General features: G+C 47.7%; 15 protein-coding genes. 2 read left to right on the top strand and 13 right to left on the bottom strand.

Going from position 1 to position 17626, the window contains the following annotated elements; genetic code table 11:
• Positions 1-73 precede the first annotated feature (73 nt).
• Both RID21_RS18030 and RID21_RS18025 read right to left on the bottom strand, forming a co-directional pair.
• On the bottom strand, positions 74-316 hold the full coding sequence (locus RID21_RS18030) for a hypothetical protein (RefSeq protein WP_197999543.1): 243 nt from the start codon (positions 314-316) through the stop codon (positions 74-76).
• A gap of 557 nt (positions 317-873) precedes the next feature.
• Complete coding sequence (locus RID21_RS18025; RefSeq protein ID WP_350191203.1) at positions 874-1695, bottom strand: sugar phosphate isomerase/epimerase family protein; 822 nt, start codon at positions 1693-1695, stop codon at positions 874-876.
• A 378-nt stretch (positions 1696-2073) separates the two neighbouring features.
• On the opposite strand from RID21_RS18025, the gene RID21_RS18020 reads away from it, so the two are divergent.
• A complete protein-coding gene (locus tag RID21_RS18020) occupies positions 2074-3453 on the top strand; it encodes a hypothetical protein (protein ID WP_350191201.1) in 1380 nt (459 codons plus the stop codon).
• Positions 3454-3755: 302 nt separating this feature from the next.
• Here the strand turns inward: RID21_RS18020 and RID21_RS18015 are convergent, their stop codons facing one another.
• The 7 genes from RID21_RS18015 to rffA form a co-directional block, all read right to left on the bottom strand.
• Positions 3756-5528, bottom strand: coding sequence for a hypothetical protein (locus RID21_RS18015; RefSeq protein WP_350191199.1), 1773 nt, complete (start codon positions 5526-5528; stop codon positions 3756-3758).
• Positions 5529-5698: 170 nt separating this feature from the next.
• Positions 5699-6112, bottom strand: coding sequence for an EamA family transporter (locus tag RID21_RS18010; RefSeq protein ID WP_350191197.1), 414 nt, complete (start codon positions 6110-6112; stop codon positions 5699-5701).
• Between the two features lie 31 nt (positions 6113-6143).
• A complete protein-coding gene (locus RID21_RS18005) occupies positions 6144-7328 on the bottom strand; it encodes an ATP-grasp domain-containing protein (RefSeq protein ID WP_350191195.1) in 1185 nt (394 codons plus the stop codon).
• A 1-nt stretch (position 7329) separates the two neighbouring features.
• A complete protein-coding gene (locus RID21_RS18000; protein ID WP_350191193.1) occupies positions 7330-8424 on the bottom strand; it encodes an FkbM family methyltransferase in 1095 nt (364 codons plus the stop codon).
• On the bottom strand, positions 8424-9569 hold the full coding sequence (locus tag RID21_RS17995) for a Gfo/Idh/MocA family protein (protein WP_350191191.1): 1146 nt from the start codon (positions 9567-9569) through the stop codon (positions 8424-8426). Before RID21_RS17995 ends, RID21_RS18000 begins: the two co-directional genes overlap by 1 nt.
• Positions 9562-10527 (bottom strand): glycosyltransferase family 2 protein, encoded by a 966-nt coding sequence (locus RID21_RS17990; protein ID WP_350191189.1) that lies wholly within the window; start codon positions 10525-10527, stop codon positions 9562-9564. Before RID21_RS17990 ends, RID21_RS17995 begins: the two co-directional genes overlap by 8 nt.
• Positions 10528-10591: 64 nt before the next feature.
• Entirely contained in the window at positions 10592-11803 is a 1212-nt protein-coding gene (gene rffA / locus RID21_RS17985; RefSeq protein ID WP_350191187.1) for a dTDP-4-amino-4,6-dideoxygalactose transaminase, read from the bottom strand.
• A 430-nt stretch (positions 11804-12233) separates the two neighbouring features.
• Between rffA and RID21_RS17980 the strand changes: the two genes are divergently transcribed.
• Positions 12234-13922: a hypothetical protein gene (locus RID21_RS17980; RefSeq protein WP_350191185.1), complete on the top strand. Its 1689-nt coding sequence runs from the start codon at positions 12234-12236 to the stop codon at positions 13920-13922.
• A 153-nt stretch (positions 13923-14075) separates the two neighbouring features.
• Here RID21_RS17980 and RID21_RS17975 read toward each other — a convergent pair whose 3' ends face one another.
• The 4 genes from RID21_RS17975 to RID21_RS17960 all read right to left on the bottom strand — a co-directional run bounded on the left by RID21_RS17975 (position 14076) and on the right by RID21_RS17960 (position 17343).
• Entirely contained in the window at positions 14076-14246 is a 171-nt protein-coding gene (locus tag RID21_RS17975) for a hypothetical protein (protein WP_350191183.1), read from the bottom strand.
• Positions 14247-14283: 37 nt separating this feature from the next.
• The gene (locus RID21_RS17970) at positions 14284-15321 is read right to left on the bottom strand and encodes a DUF1559 domain-containing protein (protein WP_145191763.1); all 1038 of its coding nucleotides are present in this window, start codon (positions 15319-15321) and stop codon (positions 14284-14286) included.
• Between the two features lie 127 nt (positions 15322-15448).
• Complete coding sequence (locus tag RID21_RS17965) at positions 15449-16816, bottom strand: FecR domain-containing protein (RefSeq protein ID WP_350191181.1); 1368 nt, start codon at positions 16814-16816, stop codon at positions 15449-15451.
• Positions 16816-17343, bottom strand: coding sequence for a sigma-70 family RNA polymerase sigma factor (locus RID21_RS17960; protein ID WP_350191179.1), 528 nt, complete (start codon positions 17341-17343; stop codon positions 16816-16818). Before RID21_RS17960 ends, RID21_RS17965 begins: the two co-directional genes overlap by 1 nt.
• Between the last annotated feature and the right edge of the window lie 283 nt (positions 17344-17626).

Genomic DNA, 17626 nt, shown 5'->3' with positions numbered 1-17626 from the left:
AGAAGCGATCGAAAAAAACGATCGCTTCTTACTCGTTATGGCTTGTTGTTTCCAGCTGCTAAGTGCAGAAGAATTACTTCTTCTTTTTAGCGGCCTTTTTCTTGGGAGCAGCTTTTTTCTTCACTGCTTTTTTCTTTGCAGCTGCCTTTTTCTTTGGGGCGGCTTTCTTTTTAGCAGCAGCTTTTTTCTTGGGAGCAGCTTTCTTCTTAGGAGCAGCTTTCTTCACTGCTTTCTTTTTAGGGGCTGCTTTTTTCTTTGGAGCAGCTTTCTTTACTGCTTTCTTAGGTGCTGCTTTCTTTGCCTTTTTCTTTGCCACCGCAAATCCTCCTTTGAGAGTTAAACGAGGGCTGCCTTGCCGCTGGCTCCGGGCTATAAGTCGGCAAAGGTCTGCCACAACGAATAAGAAGTGAGTCTGTCAACCTTGACAAACTCCGATGTTCATCCCCCTTAATTGGTGTGTGTAAATTCAATCAAAACACATTTTTAATTGACACTCATTACACACTAAGGACTTACATCTAATTGTTGGGCATCATCGTAAATATTTCGTAAAATTCTGCAAGCCAATTCTGATATGAAAAGCCTTTTTCCAGCTTGTTGTAAACTGCGATGTGCTTAGCGTTTAAAAACGAATCGCTGAAAAATAGAAACAGGATGAGACGCGTTTTACAGGCTTGATAAAAAACAAGAGATCGATTTCGCTCTATTATTATAGACTGAAAACGATCTCTTCTGTTTTTTGTTTCTCAGTTGACATGCTTAAACTGCATGTTTATAGAGTCTCGTTTGTCTGGCAAAACAACGCGAAAAAAGGGTCGGAAATATTTTCACGTTTTCAAAAAAAAATTTGCCCGATCGCTTGTTTTGAGTCTATCAGACGCTTTCCCAGACCTCTTTCATGTAACGAAAACTTTCGCGCGCGATGTGTTCGCTGCCCGGTTTGTAGTCGAACACTTCAACTGAAATCCATCCCGGGTACTTCGTTTCTTTCAGCGCTTTGAAGATCGGATGGTAGTCGGTCTCTCCCATTCCAGGTCCGAGCAGGTTGGTGTCATTCACATGGAAGTGCCCCGTCCGCGAAGCGTACTTGTGAATCAGTTCCGGAATCGATTCTGTTTCTGCGCCGGCCATGGCTTTGACATCCTGATGCAGAACAAAGTTGTCCGCGCCGACCATGTCGATTAACTCGATGGCTTCCGCGCAGGTATTCACGAAATCCGTTTCTTTGGTTGTCAGCGGTTCCATGCAGATGCGAACCCCGCGTTCGTCGATCGCCGGCAGACAGTTGCGGAAAACTTCCGCTGCATTTTGATAAGCCTGTTCGCGCGACATGCCTTCTTCGATGTTGCGCTGGAATGGAGAACCGAAGACCATCAGGTCTCCACCCAGATCGGCACAAAGGTTCCCTAACTCAACCAGGTAAGCGGCAGTGTTTTTGCGTACTTCGGAGTCAGCAGTGGTCAGATGCAGACCTTCGGTTTTTGCCAGAAGCCAGTGCAGCCCAAAGATTTGGAGCCCGCGGTCCTCAGCTGTTTTCTTGAGGGAGGCCCGCTCTTCTTGAGTAATTTTCGATGGATGATCGGCAAAAGCAAAAGGTGCCAGCTCGATGCCCGTATAACCAATCTCCGCGATCAGATCGCATTGTTTTTCCCACTCCCAATCGACAAACATTTCCTGACAAATGGCAAACTTCATGTAAATCTCTCACTTTATCTATTGAACTAATGATGCAAAGACGCGTCCGGTCTGTTGAGGATAACAGGCTGTCTCGCATTCATCGAGTCTATAAAGACTCTCTTCGATCACTTTTAAAGATTGTCAGGAGAAGATTTAGGTCATTTTTCCCGCCAGGGATCCTCGCCCCGGAGTCACTGAAGGGATGTAACGTATCCTGACGGGTATCGATTGTATTGATCGAATGGTTTATCGTGACTCAGTAGAAGGGGTTGTGCAGTAAGTTGTGGAGAAGTGGTGGTCTCAGTGAAGGCGGGCTGTTTCAGTTGACGAAGTAGATTCTAACTGTTTCCAGATTTCAATTTTGTTTGCTGAAATTACAAATAGAGGAATAGACCAATGAAACACGCAACCTGGATTCCCCTTCTGGCGGCCGCTTTGATTATGGCCTGCTTTGGGGAGCAAGCCCAGGCAGGTTACCTGGGAGCAGGCAGATATAAGTGTTGTCCTACAGAAGCATGTACTTCTTGTGGTGATTACTGTGCTGCCAAAGAGTGCTCAAGTACCTGCTATAAAACCGTCACTGAAACCGTTTGGGAAAAGCAGAACTATACCTGTCAGAAGACAGTGTACGATACGATCTGCGAAAAAGTTCCCGTTCAATACACTAAGAATGTTTACAAGACCTGCTACCGTGATGAATGCTACACGGTCTGCAAACCGGTCTACAACACCTGTTACCGGGATGTCTGCTACAAAGTCTGCCGTCCCGTTTACAAGACCTGCTATCGTACTGTGACCTGTAAACGCCGCCGCCCGGTATACAATACCTGCTACCGGGACGTCTGCTACACAGTCTGCAAGCCGGTTTACAACACCTGTTACCGAGATGTCTGCTACACCGTCAGACGTCCGATCTGCGAGACTCACTACCGTGAAGTCTGCAGCACGATCTACAAAACGAATTACAAGACCTGCTACCGCGATGTCTGTCGCACTGTTTGCAAGCCTGTCCACACCTGGCACGACGTTGAAGTCTGCTGTGGTGAATGGAAGACGGTTACCGAACACTGCCCCGGTCCGGTTGTAGAAAAATGTGTCTGTGAGCCAGGAACCTGGGAATATGACTGCAGCTCATGCTGCCCTGTCTACAAACCCGGTTGCTGCAAAACAGTGAAAGTACAGTGCCCCGGCACTACAGTCTGCCGACGAATCTGGTGCCCCAAGACGGTCACCAAGAAAGTCTGCTGCACAACTTACAAACGCGAATGTGTAACCGAGCGGGTTCCTTACACCGTATGTGAGCGAGTTCCCTGCTGCGTTACCCGTAAGGTGCCTTACACCTGCGTGCGTTACGAGTGCGAAACACGGACCAAGAAGGTTCCTTACACAACCTGCAAAATGGTACGTGAATGCCGGACACGCAAAGTGCCTTACACCACCTGCTGCTGGAAGGAAGAATGCGTAACGAAACAGGTTCCTTACACCACTTGCACCATGGTTGAAGAGTGTCGGACCCGCAAGGTTCCTTACACAACCTGCACCTATGAGCAAAAAACCTGTACTCGCAAAGTTCCTTACACAACCTGTGAGCAGGTCTGCTGCACACGGTATGTTACCCGGACCAAATGTGTTCCACGTACCGTCTGTGTAACCAAGACACGTTGTGTACCGCGACAGGTCTGTCGTAAAGTGCCCGTCTGCTGCCCGCAGCCAACCTGTACGGCTCCGGCACCCAAGACCTGCACTGCACCAGAGCCGAAGACTTGTAGCAACTAGTAAACGAGACGCCAGAAGAATTTTCAGCAACTGAAAATGGAAACTGCGAGAGGGCGGTTGATCTCAGATCAGCCGCCCTTTTTTTCGTTGTGGGCCTCGCCAGCAAGGCATAGACTTCAAATTTAATCATTGGAGGTGAATGATCAGGTAGCTGTGAGCCACACGCAGGTCAGCAGCGGTGGCATGCTAACCCCCCCCCATTTCTGATCTCTCCATAGATGTTGTGGACGCGGGACGTTTTGTCTGCCTATCGATGTCAGCCGATTTAATAACGATCACTTCCGAAAACCACATCCCGGTAGTTACTCTTTAATCGCGGAGTGCTCCATTTCATTATTCGTGTTCTTATCTCTTTCAGAGGTACTGACACGATAAACTTGAAAATGTCCTCCCGAGTAAACATTTTTGAATTCCAGATCAACGTCGTAATGCTGTTTGAGATAGGATTCGAACAGAGGAATAAATCTGGGAAGCATTATTAAGTAGAGACGATCTGTTTCATATAGTTCTGTATAAGCTGAATGAATTCCATACTCTTTCATTTTCTGTTGAAACAAAGGTGATTTCTGCCTCCCTGTCAAGTACAGCCACTTCATTCCCTGAATTTCCGACTGGTTATCGAGGGGCAGAAATAAATCAACTGGAAATCTGCACTGCGCGAGGAACACTTTGTCTGGCCAACTCCCTTGCAGATTTTTTAAATCATTCTTAAATCTGATATTTCCCATCACCATCAGGTCTGATCGTTTTACCTGTCCCCAGGCAGAGGCTGTTGCAGCAAGGAAAAGAAGCAGGACTCCCGTCCGAAATACAAAATGCTTTTTGAATTTCTGATTTTTTATCTGCGAGGAAAGATCGGGAAGGTTTAGCAATAGGGACAGGTAAAATGGTAACGCAGTTAAAGGTATAAATACTCGTTCTGGTAATTTCTTGTAGATTATCAACCCTAACATGATCAGAGCACTCCACATCAGCAGCCACTTGACGATAGATCGTTGCCAGCAGTTTTTCCGGTTAAGAGACGCAAAGAAGATGGCCGCAATGAGAGAGATCACTGAAACTGAATTGGTAAATAAATTCTTAAATGCATTCACGCGAGCCTGCAAAACTTGAGGGTGCTTCCGCAGATTAGTAGCATTCTTTTGTTTGTCAAATCTTCTTAGGTTTGCTGAACTGAACGTTTCTGAATCAAGATAATTAAAGTCACGAATCATCAGATAGTCGGCATAGCTCCAACCCGCATTATCAAAAACTTGCCTGGTTTCTTCTGTATATGGAACAAGGACATTGTTACTCACTTGAGCAACTGCAACATGATATTGAATGAAGTTTCGCCAGTCATCATCCTGCTGATAGTAGTGTGTATCATACATTTTACAGCTTGATACTCCGATGATGGCTACAACTGCAGGAACCAGATACGCTTTTAATTTAATCACTTTGAAATAATGAAATACACAAGCCAGAACTAATGGCACACTGGCCAGAACCAACATTTGAAATGAGGTAAATCGAATCAGGCTGGAGATGATCAGGCACAAAGCCCCCAGCCACTTCAGCCAGCGGCAGTGGGATCCTGCTAAGTCCAGAAACAGACTCACTAGTATTACCGCCAGGCCGGCCATCCCAATTAGAAATGCAGACGTCGTGAACTGAATATGCGTCAGAAGGTAGACACCCACCACCAGGTAAAAAAGCAGGTAACCCAGAACACAGCGATAATCGCGATTCAGCAGTAGCAAGGCATAAAGCAGTATCCAGTGGGCCAGAAATTGAATCAAAAGTAAATAGCCTCCGTACCAAGGCACAAGTGGCGCTGTCAGATATAATTGCTTTAAAATCAACCCAATCAGCACATTGGAATAGATTAAATGTTCATCCGGTCCATCTACATTTCCATAGCCTGATGCAACCAGAGCCATAGTAGGGTCATCTGGCTGGTCATAGACTGGAGTAATCAGAAGTAATGTTACTGCAAACAGACAAATTGTAATTCCGAGTGTCCAGATCCCTGTGGATTTGTAACACCAGTTAATCACTCTCATCATTCCTGTTTTGATAACATGAGTAGACATTGATACTCAGCTGTGCTGTAGAATTTTGGAACATAAACATACTGTTTTGATTGCTGACAGCAAAATATGTACCCGTTTGTAAACACCGGTCAGAGATTGAATAGAAAACAGCCCGCATACTGGTGGTTGATTTTAGATCTGCCGCCCTTTTTTTGTTTGTTGAACTGGAATTAGTCCTTTGCAGAGAGTGAAGATGAAGGAGTATCTGTTTTATCAGATGTCACTCCCTGACTGCCGATGATAATTCCCGTCACAATCAGCGCCAGACCCAGTGTTTTGGCCAGCGTAACCGGTTCATTGAAAAAAAAGGCACTGAGGAACATTACCAGAACAAATGCCAGGCTCATAAACGGATAGGCATAGCTTAACGGAAATTTCGTCATCGCCGCCATCCAGAATAAGGATGCGATAAAAGCAGCGATGAAACCACTCAAAATATATCCGTCAAGTAAAAGTCGAAACAGAAACTGGATTCGGTCCGAGAGACTGTCTGGTAAGTCACCGTATCTGCCGATCCGCCACTTGAGGATGAGCTGGCCGTATACGGTAAAAAAAATCGTTCCTAGAATAAAGAAATGATTCATAGATCTGGTTTCATCTCTTGGGGTTAACTTGCTACTTCATTTCAACTCGAATCAGTTCTGGCAATACTTCTGTTCTGGTCAACATTTCCTGAAGCGATTCGAATTGCAAAAATACAATTCCCTGTTTTTGAACCAGAAACTGATCGATCTGTTCGCCACGTTCCCACCAGAGCATCTGGTCGATAATCTGATCGCGAATTTCAGGGGCATAGATCACATCTTCAATCAAACCGTTGCGGGATGGCATAATACAGTGACGGGTAAAATAACCAGTAGGTTCTTTCTGGTTTATTCCTCCACAATCCAGTCCGGTTGCCGCGCGAATAATGAATTCAGCATAGTTAATTCCCGTCGCATGCTGAACAAACTGAATATATAAATCCCCAGGTGCCCTCCGGCAGATTTCAATGATGACGGGTTCTCCCTGGTGGAGGATATACTGAATGTGAAATATTCCCGTTTTCAAATTGAGCAGGCTGGCCATGTGCTCGGCCTGTTGACAGAGAGTTGCTTCCGTTGTTGCAGGGACAATGGCTGGCGTCGAAGCAGCCGAGACCAGATACGGATTCTGAAAATAGTGTTCGTTATCCTGAAAGCAGAACACAACCCGACCGTCGCGCAGAAAACTGGAAAAACCATGTCGACTTCCTTCCATAAATTCCTCGATCACGATCCGTTTGGCGCGTGAGATCTGGAATGCCTGTTCTAGGACAGTTCTGGCATTATCGATTCGTTCGAGCTTGGTGATACCTTTTCCCCCGGTGAGATCAACGGGTTTAATCATTACCGGAAACTGAAACAAATCCAACTGATCCAATGCTTGCTGGATGGATTCGAAACCGGCCGCCCGCGGAGTGGGTATCTGATTTTCCTGTGCGAATTCACGATAGAGGTCTTTATGATGAATCAAAACTGCAGTTTCATAAGGATCATGACCTGGTAACTGCATTTGTTCGGCAATGTAGGCTGCAGTCAGAGCAGAAAAATCGTTGCAGGAAGCGCAGATCGCATCGATTTCCAGCGAGCGTGCCAGTTGTAACATGGCGTTCTTATTGGAAAAGTCTTCCAGATGGATTTCATCAGCATGGCGATGTCCCAGGTCATCTGCACGGTTACCGCTGGTGATGACATGAAATCCCAGTCTTTTAGCTGCCAGGATCAGAGGGATTTCTGCGTATCCACCTCCAGCAATTAACAGTCGTTTTTTAACGGGCATCTCAATTCCCAGCAGGAATAAAAAACATGACGGTTTCAGTGACTCCTTCGGTGTAATGCCTCAGGTAGAGATCATAATCATCTCGGATCGAGAATACCGTTTCAGGGATTTTCCAGAAGTCGTCAGCACGATGGTAAACACAGATTGCCAGTTTCGGATGATGCTCAAGAATTGTATGTCGTGCCCCTCGAAGAGCCTCAATTTCAGCACCCTCAATATCCATTTTGATGAAGGAACCGGGCCCCTTTATGACGTCATCCAGACGTTCTACCTGAATCTGCAACTCTCCCTGATCGCTCACACGGGAAGAGGATCCATCAGCAGAAAATCGCAAGGTCTGGCTGTGATCAGATAACCCACAGTCATGAAAAACAATACGCGGGTAGTCAGCCAGATTCTTCCGAACGACCTTTAGATTCCCAGGTTCAGGTTCAAAAATATGAATGCCGGCATATTCAGGACAGCGTTTAATAAATTCCAGACTGGTCAAGCCGTCGAAACAGCCGACGTCAAGAAAGACTTCCCCCTGGTTTTTCAGATTGAGAAAGTCTTCAAAGTATTGCTGGTGCTGTCGATCTTCAAATCCATCCATGTATGATAGATCGCCGGACAGACGGAAATTGATCAGGTTTTCGTATATCGTTCTAGATTGCTGATCTTTCAGACAACAATAAACCTTCTCATATTTTTCCTGATGTCGCGAATAATCTGTGATGAATTCATCCCAGAACAACACTGGCTCCAAGGTAAGGCCCGAGTACCTGCGAAATGCAAAGTAATCAATATGGCGGATGTTTCGTTCCGATAATTTTAGAGCGACCGTCAATGGCAAAATTCCCACGACTGTCGAAACAACAATTCCGTTATCTGGTACTTCATCTAACGAGAGTACAGGTTTCCCGAGAAATTCACTCTCGTGACAATACTCATCAATAAATCCAGCAACATTGAGATGACGACTGATACTTTGTGCCCACTGATTACGCCCCAATAGATATCGCGGGGATTTACCCTCCAGAAAATCAGTGCAGAATGCAATTTTTTCGGGATCATCCGGATAACTGTCGAGCGTTAGTTCAATACTCATGGCACTCATTATTTCTCTGGAACGATGACAGAGACCCATTGATTTGATTCTGACGACCGAGACATCGCGTCAAACATGACCAACCCCTCCAGTGCATGTCCGGTTTCAAACACGTATTCCATATTCTGTTGGGTCCCAGTCTGTTGAAACTGTTGCAGACTGTCCGCGATATCCCAGTAAAGATTTCCGAATGCTTCAAGAAAACCGGCTGGATGACCTGACTTGAAGCGGTTATACCGGGCCAGATGCGCTATTCCTGTATCAACACTTGCCCGATCCAGAATGGTTTTGTGCCCCTTATGGTCATGGCAGATTAAATACTCCGGCTCCATCTGCAGCCATTCAGCCGCGCCCCGTTCCCCAAATACACGAACACGCAACCCGTTGCGATAGCCCAGTGCACATTTACTGTACCAGATGTTACACGTGAGTCCCCCCGTGTATTCGGCAACGCAAAGCAAATTATCTATGACCTGGCTGAACCGTCCCTGACTACTCTGGAGTGCCACCAGTTTCTGTGGGTTCTTTCCTGAAAGGAAGTCGATGATATTGTGGACATGGCCACCCAGGTCCAGAGAAAGGGTGGGAAGTTCGGCATCATGCAGGCGCCATTCCTGGGGGAGCATAGGCTCTCCATCTCGGTTCAGCCGTGCATAACCCTCCTGAGGCATTTCAATATGAATCTGTTGAATGGCCCCTAACAGGCCTTCATCGATCTGATATTTGAGCTCCCGCAGCATCGGATAGCCCGTATAATTGTAGGTCACTGCCAGGAAGTTGCCATGCTGCAGTTGAGCCTGACGTATCACTAACGCGTCTTCAATGTTGCTGGCGAGAGACTTTTCACAGATCACAGCGTATCCTCGGCGAAACGCCTGAACGACCGGTTCGACATGGTCTGGAGTGGGAGTCAGAACCACAATTGCATCCAGTCGTCCTTGTTCCTGTTCCAGCAATTCAGCAAAAGTCGCATAGTTCCGTTCCGGGGAAACGCCCCATCGTTCGGCGGTTTGACGATTGATTTCGGGATTTCGGCTGAAACAGCCTGCTTTCACTCGAAAACGATCATCCATCTGTGCGGCAATAAAATGTGTCGTTCCGACGGCGGAATTAATTCCACCACCGATAAATCCCAGCTTGAAAGGTTTATTCATCGTCAGAATCCAGTTCGAAGGTGGTTGACTCGATCAGGTAGAGCGGTCTGCCTTTGACTTCATCGAAGATTTTTCCGATGTAGATTCCTACTGCTCCCACAACCATGATCATCAATCCGGTCGACAAATATATGGAAACGATTAAGCTGGTCCAGCCAATAACTGGAATTCCCCAGATGACGTAACGGAAAAGTAACCACAGTGTAAACAGGAACGAAAAACCAGCCAGCAGAAATCCCAGTTTGACAAAGAGGATTAATAGCTTGTTGGAGTAGGCAATAATAGAGTTGAAAGCCAGGCTGATCATACGGGGGAAGTTATAGGTAGACTTTCCGGTGGGGCGTTTTGCATGTTCTATCGGGATCTCGATTCTGCGGAAACCAGCCCAGATCACAAAGAGTCCAAACGATCTTGTCTGTTCCTTAAATTTCAAAATACTCCGAATGACCTTGCGCGAATAAATACCGAAATTTCCTATCTGGTGTTCAATTCTGGTATTGGTGAAATAGGCAAATACCTTGTAAAAATAGCGAGAACATAGCTTCTTGATTGTGGTGTCCTGTCTGGTGTGACGAATCCCGACTACCACATCAAATCCCTGTTGAGCAGTTTGATACAGCTTGGGGATTTCTTCAGGTTGATCTTGCAGATCACAATCCATGACAACAACCCATTTCCCTCGGGCGAATTCCAGGCCGGCTGTAATCGCATGATGCTGGCCAAAATTTCTCGATAAATTGACTCCTTTAAGTCGAGAATTCTGTGTTGCGAACCGCTGGATCAGACACCAGGAATCATCGGGACTGGCATCATTGACCATGATGATTTCATAATCTTCAGTAATCTGGGATAAAGCCTGGATGAGGCGAGCATAAAGCTCTTCCAGCAGGTCGTGTGCTCCGTATACCGGAGTCACGACACTGATTAGCGGTCCTGATTTTGATACAGAAACTTTCATCGTATCAATCTGAAATATGTAAACTTGAATGACAATGAAGAGTGATTTTCATTGTCGGTAACTTTTAAGGGGTATCGAGAGGGCGTTGAAAATCAGTCTTCAACTGTAAACTGTCTGGCAACAGGGACTGAGAAACATTTTTGGTTAGAAACTTTTCTATTTCGCAAACGACCAGTTGCTGTTCTTCAGGGGTAATTTCATAGTAGAAAGGAAGACGCAGTAAACACGCCGCACATTGCTCCGTAACCGGCAAGTCTCCCTCACGATATCCCCATGTCTGTCCGACGGGGGAAGTGTGTAGTGGAATGTAATGGAAGACGGCATGAATCTGTTGCTCCTTTAAATGAGCCAGCAGTCCATCCCGCACCGTTTTACTGGGAAGTAGAATGTAAAACATGTGATGATTACTGACGCAGTCTTCCGGAATCCGGGGCATACGCAGTAACTGAGCTTCTTCGAGTGGTTGCAGGCTCTGCCTGTAGAGTTCATAGATCTGCTGACGTTTCTGATTGATCTCGTCAAACATTTCCAGTTGTGCATAGAGGAACGCACAGTTCAATTCGCTTAATACAAAGGAAGAACCGATGTCGCACCAGGTGTATTTATCTACGAGTCCCTGGAAGAATGCCTGCCGATTGGTTCCTTTATCGCGCAGAACGTGTGCCCGGTCGACGAACTCTTCTGAGTTCAGGCAGATTGCGCCTCCTTCACCACAGATGAAGTTTTTCGTTTCATGGAAACTGTAGCAACCCAGGTCACCCAGCGAACCAAGATACTGGTTCTGGTATTGGGCGTTCACGCCTTGCGCTGCATCTTCAATCACACGCAGTCCATATTTGTCGGCGATCGTCAGGATAAGATCCATTTCGCAACCGACGCCGGCATAATGCACGGGGACGATCGCTTTGGTCTTTTCGGTAATCGCTTCCTCGACCAGTCGTTCATCCATGTTGAGCGTATCGGGACGGATATCGACAAACACGGGTTTCGCTCCCATGCGGGCGAAGGCGTTGGCCGTCGAAACAAAAGTATAGGATGGCATGATGACTTCGTCACCAGGTTGAAGCTCCAGCAGCATGGCTGACAACTCCAGGGCCGCCGTACAGGACGGTGTGAGGAGGATCTTATGAACGTGGAAACGCTGTTGCATAATCTCCACACAGCGCCGCGCAAAATCACCATCTCCAGAGATATTTCCCAGCGTGACTGCCTGGGCAATATAATGCAGTTCTTTACCAGCAAAAAACGGTTTGTTGAACGGGATTAACGACGCCATACAAAATGTATCCAATTATGTACATCACCCCTGACGAGGTCAGGTGCATTATCATCTTGGCCGATCATGATTTGCGAAACTGAGTCAAATATGAACTATGTAATAGCAACAACAGTGCCATTTGCTCAGCGCCGGGTCCCCGTAATTCGAAACGGTGAGACTAACGAGGTTACTGCTATTGGAGGGGGCTTTTCTAGAGGATTTCAGCGTTCTTTGCGGATGCATGAGATCTCTAATCCGGATTATTGTTATAACCCGACGCAGTGGAACTGGTATATATTTTGCTTTTGTATCGGATATTGTCTGTTATTCCCGCTATTTCACTTTCGACTGGTAGCCGATGTCGTCCCAGGAAGAACAATCCAGAATCTCCACTCTATTGAACTGGTACTGCCAGTCACCGGCGCGTTGCGCAGCAGGTGTTGTGATCTTGTTGTTTGGGTTGACACATCTGCTGATGACGCCCACTTATGACACCAACGACGACCCTGTTATGGCGCTGGTTGCATCCGGATACGGAACGGTCAAGGGGCCTGATGAGCACCTGCTGTATTCGAATGTGCTATTGGGAAGCACTCTGAAACAGCTTTACTCTGTCGCTCCCGATGTTCCATGGTACGGCAGTTATCTGCTGCTTTCTCAGTTTTTGGCGCACTGGTTGTTGTTGTATGCCATTCTGCTATTGAGCCGAAACAAGTTCTCGGTTTTGAGCTACCTGATTTTTTATCTGGGAGTCGGGATTTACTTTCTGGCTCATCTGCAATTCACCACGACGGCATTTATGGTCGGCCTGGCCGGTCTGTCACTGGTGATCGTCAGCCTGTTTCAGGATCAACGAGGGAGTCATCTTCCCTGGCTCAAATGGGAAGGTGCCGCTTGTCTGATTTATGCCAGTCTGATTCGTTATGCGAGTCTGCAAATGTTGTGTCTGGCAAGTCTGCCAATTCTGATAGTCATCGGATGGCAGATGGCCAGGAGCAATAAACTGAAACCTTATCTCCTGCCTGCAACTCTTGCGATCTGTGGAGTGCTGGGGGGGCAATATTATGATCGCCAATACTACCAGCAGGATGAAGCGTGGCGCGTCTTTCTGCCTTACCATTCTGTAACAGCTCTATTAATCAACTACACGCAAATTCCTTATGTAGAAACGACGAAACCCATCTTCGACGAAGTCGGCTGGAGTAATACGGATTACCAGATGCTGCGGGAGTGGGTCTATCTCGATCAGGATACATACAGCCTGGAACGACTACAGAAGTTCAAAGAAAAAACGGATGCTCTAAAGCTCAGTGAATTTCCCCAGGTAAAAAAAGCCTGGATTCACTCGGCCCGACATGCAGCCGTGCATCCGGTTTTCCTGATTTGTCTTTATGCTACAATTGTCTTCAATCGGCTGAACCAGAGACGGTCCTGGCAACGTTCCATTATCAGATGGACTCTATTCTGGGTGGTCCTGATAATGATCATGCTGATCGTTTATTTGAAATTGCCTTCGCGGGTCTTGACCTGTCTGATTTCACTTCCCTTCTATTTCACGTTGCTCCTGAATCAGACCGGTTGGAATGTGACAACTGATACGCAATCTCCCTCTCGAGGGGTTCTGTTTAAAATCGGTGTCGTCATTCTGCTGCTGGGATGTGCGTTACTGGTCTGGGATCAGAAAAAGTGGTCAGATCATCTTGTGGCCAGGAATGCTGGTTTCAAACAGAATCTGACGGAAATGCACCAACGCTGGCCTGAGAAGGTGTTTGTCAGTATGTGGATGCTTCCCATTGAGAGTTTTCTGCCCTATGACAATCAATCCGAAATCAGGGATTTCAAGTTTCTGTTCTTGAATGGGCTGCAGCAATCTCCCCATTTTCAGGAGAAGCTGCGTGCTTACAAAATTCAGTCGCCGATGGATGAGTTAATCGATTCAGATCAAATGTATTTGATCACGCGCGAGAAACAGGTTCCACTGATCGACTCTTATCTAAAACAGCATTACAAAGGAGCGATCCGATTAATTCTGAAATACAGGGGAGAGGGGTTTCTCGTGCTGCAGTTGACTCGTAAGGAAAAGAATTCCAATTCTCAAGAACAGAATCCGCCGCAAACAAGAGCTCACGCTGGTTGAACTCTTTCTTGCTTTGACAGCTCTGAATGCGACACACCAATTCTACAGGTCTCTCATACCGACTTGTATAAACCGGTCAGCGATCTTACTTCCAGGAAAAAACGCCCGCCGGATTAAAATCAGGCAGGCGTCTTGAGCATTCTGAAACAGTAGTCAGGAAATCTGACCGGGCAGGCTCTGTTCCAGAAGTGTGGTGTCCCCTGGTTCGGGGGTCGTTTCTTTCGGAGCATCAGCAGGGCCACTGTCATCACTGCAACCGGTAGTCAGGCCGGCAGCGCAGAGCAGGGTAAGACTGAGTAGGAGTTGTTTCCAGATGTGATTCATATGGCGATTCTTTCTGTTTGTTGTATTGAGTAGAGGATTAAAACTCTCCAATGGTTTCCGATCCACTCATGGTTCCCAATGCGCCCCAGACACCGTAGGGGCTGGGACCGGTCGTCACCTGTGGATCAGAGGGGAAACCGGAATCGATATTTTCACTGACAAAGCGTACCGCACCATCTCCCATCAACACGTGGCAGCCACCTGTGTGCAGGCTACTGGCAGAATAGATGCCCCATCCCTGGTGTCCGCTCGAAGAGCAGGAAGGACTGTTCGGCGGAAGTACCGTGGTGATCCCGGAGTAAAACGGATATCCGATGGCCCAGCGCTGACCCATCCGATGACCGTCCATGGTGACGTTATAGGTGTTCCCTGAAATCGTACTCAGGCAGGCTGCGGGGTTCGTGTCCAGGTTGGAGATGGAAGCGGCAGCACGCCCCAGAAAGGATCCGGTGCCTCCCAGTTCTCGTTCTGCCATCAGAATGGTATTGCTGGTCCCATCCAGAAAATCACGCATCCGGGTGTCAGAGAGCCAGCCAAAAGGCCCGCGGGGATTCTTGGAAGAGATGTTGTCATTGATGGTGTCCCCTACGCTCAAGCAGTAGCTGCGAGGTGCCAGTCCACCTTCTGCACGTGGTGGCACAGGTGAGGAGGGGCAGAGCATGAGAGCCAGATGAGGTTGGGGAAACGAATTGGGATCATTCGGTCGGCCTCCCTGACCGGGTAGACTCGAGATCTGGTTCCACAGAGGTGCCTGGTCGAGGAAGGGAAGCAGAAAGACAATGCCGCTCATCCAGCTGCGGTTGCCCGTTCCGGTGTCTAACAGTCCTGCACCGGATACATCTCCCCCTGCGCCTCCCTTCAGGCAGGGCAGCACACCATGCGTGTCGGCATAGTTGTGCATCGCCAGACCGAACTGTTTGAGATTGTTTTTGCATTGCGAGCGCCGCGCCGCTTCGCGAGCCTGTTGAACTGCAGGCAGCAGTAAGGCAATTAAAATTGCGATAATCGCGATTACAACGAGTAACTCAATTAATGTGAAGCCTCGAACGTATTTAGCAGAACGATCAGGTTTCATAAAAAACTCCTTTGAATAATGAAGCAGATAACAACTCGGTATGGCAATTCACAGTCTCAGCTCACTGGTGAAAATATGGATATAGCCGACCCGGGATGACTGTGAAAACAAGCGCATTGCGCAGAGGCTAGGGGGCTGCAACCAGCACCCTGAATTCATCGATGTAGTTTGTACCTGTGAATAGTTTGAAGTTGAGCGTTTTGCGGTCTTCGGAGAGTGTAATGATGTCCTGGCGGCTGCCATTCTCTGATACTCGGGTTTCGATTTCCTGGTGTTTAATCTGAGGGCAGTTGCCTCCCTGGCAAAGGGGATTGAGAATGTGGTCGGTTTCCAGCAGCCGGTTTCTGGTGGTAATCATTCCCAACACAGGCTGATGAAAGTGAATCGTGCCTTCTACCGGCAGCATGTCATTCTTGTTGCTGGCTGGATCGTAATAGAGTCGGTAGCAGTCGACTTTCATTCCCCGCGGGATGAAATCGGTATCCGTTTCTATCTGCTCGTAGGACCAGTAGCTGCCAGGCTGGCTGATGGAGACATTGAGGTTATTGTAGAGCTGGATCTCTCTCAGTTCGGGAAAGAGAAAGACTGTGCCATCTCGTTCAAGAAGCTGAAACTCTCCCCGGGCGATCTGATCCGGAAACTGTTCCTGAAACACAACATTTTCGCTGAAACTGTCTACGCTGTAATCGCGGGCAATCAGTGGGATGAAATCGCTGCTGGTATAGTCCCGAGGCAGGATTGACCTGGATATGGAGTCGATCTCCACCGCGTGGTTGGCTGACAGGTCGAGTGGAGTTTGCGAATCTGTTGTACCAGCGACCTGGACTTTACCCCGATAGACTTTGACTTCCGTGTTTCGGTCCGCCTCTACGGTTACGGAAAAAGATGTGCCAAGATCCACAATCTGACCGGACTGTGTTTCCACGGTAAAGCCATGTCCTGCTTCAGGGATGTCGGCAACCAGCTTTCCCGCTTCCAGAAAGACCGCATTCGATCCCTGGATTGTAAACAGCGCTGGTGCCTGCAGGTTAACGATCGATCCGGAAGTGAAGCGAATTTCTATGGCACCTCTCGACAGCTGTCTGCGCGAACCTGAAAGCAGCGTTTCCTCATCTGCGATCAAACCGGATTCCCAGTGGCTGTCAGCGGTTGGATAAACGTGAGCGACGGGAGTTGTCAGATACATGAAAAACAGTCCGCCGATCGCCAGGCAGATACAGCATGAGATATAGAGAATCAGATTCCAGTTACGCGCTCTGGCGTGATAGGAGGCCGGAATATGAGTCATTTCTCGTGGTGAGACTGAGTCGGTGCAGACCCATTCCAGCTGAGTCTGCAGGATCGAAAACTGAGCGAAAAAGACTCTTGCATCCGGGTCCGTTTTCAGTCGCGTCTGCAACTGCTGCAGTTCGGACTCATCCAGTCGCTGATCGAAATACAGAGCGACCAGCCGGGGCAGGGGGTCTTCCCAGTTCGAAGTGTTTTCAGAGATCATCAGATGCGGGGCCTTGCAGAGAGTGTTTTCTGGATGCAATCCTGAAGCCGCAAGCGTATCCGCAAGAGCATGACGCTGATCGCTTTTTCCGATTTTCCCCAGTAGTCAGCAATTTGTTTGAGAGGCATGAATTGCCCGTAGCGTTGTTGCATCATGGTCTGTTTGTCAGCAGGCAGGTGGTTGATACAAGATTTGAGGGCTTCGATCTGCTCGTTATATAGATCGGGCAGGCTGTCGATGGTCTCGGACATGCTGTTGAGTAACTCGTCGTCGAACAGCAGGCGGTTACGGTGTTTGTCACGCCAGTATGACTGGATCTTGTAAAAAGCAACTTTGCGAGACCAGGCCAGGAAATTACTGTCCGGGGTGAAGGTGTCCCGTTTTTCGAGCAGACACTGATTGATGTCCTGCAGTAAATCTCGGGCATCAGTAGTATTACCTACCAGGGAAAGTACGTAAGCGTGCAAGGGCCCCTGATGCTGTAACAGCAGCTGAAAGAACTCATTGTTGACGATAACTTCATTCATCAGTAGGCCTGTATATGATCTACTTCAGTGTCTCAAATCCAATAGGAGAGGGCCCCTTCTAACTACATTCCAGATGAAGCAGGCAGACTACATAGTTTTTTCTGATTTTCTGAATAAACTCAGAGTATTCTGATTCTCAGTCGTCATGATTGTAAGTGGCGCGTACCGGGAATTTGATGTAAGTAACTGGCTGGTGGGAATTAACCGTTTGCTCTACTGGTTTTTACCTTAGAAGTTTCGCTGTGAGTCATCTTTGGGCACGGATCCCCCCCCCTCTTCTCAA

Origin of the sequence: Gimesia sp. (genome assembly GCF_040219335.1) — a bacterium.
Lineage (GTDB): Bacteria > Planctomycetota > Planctomycetia > Planctomycetales > Planctomycetaceae > Gimesia.
This window is presented reverse-complemented; position numbering and strand designations above follow the sequence as displayed.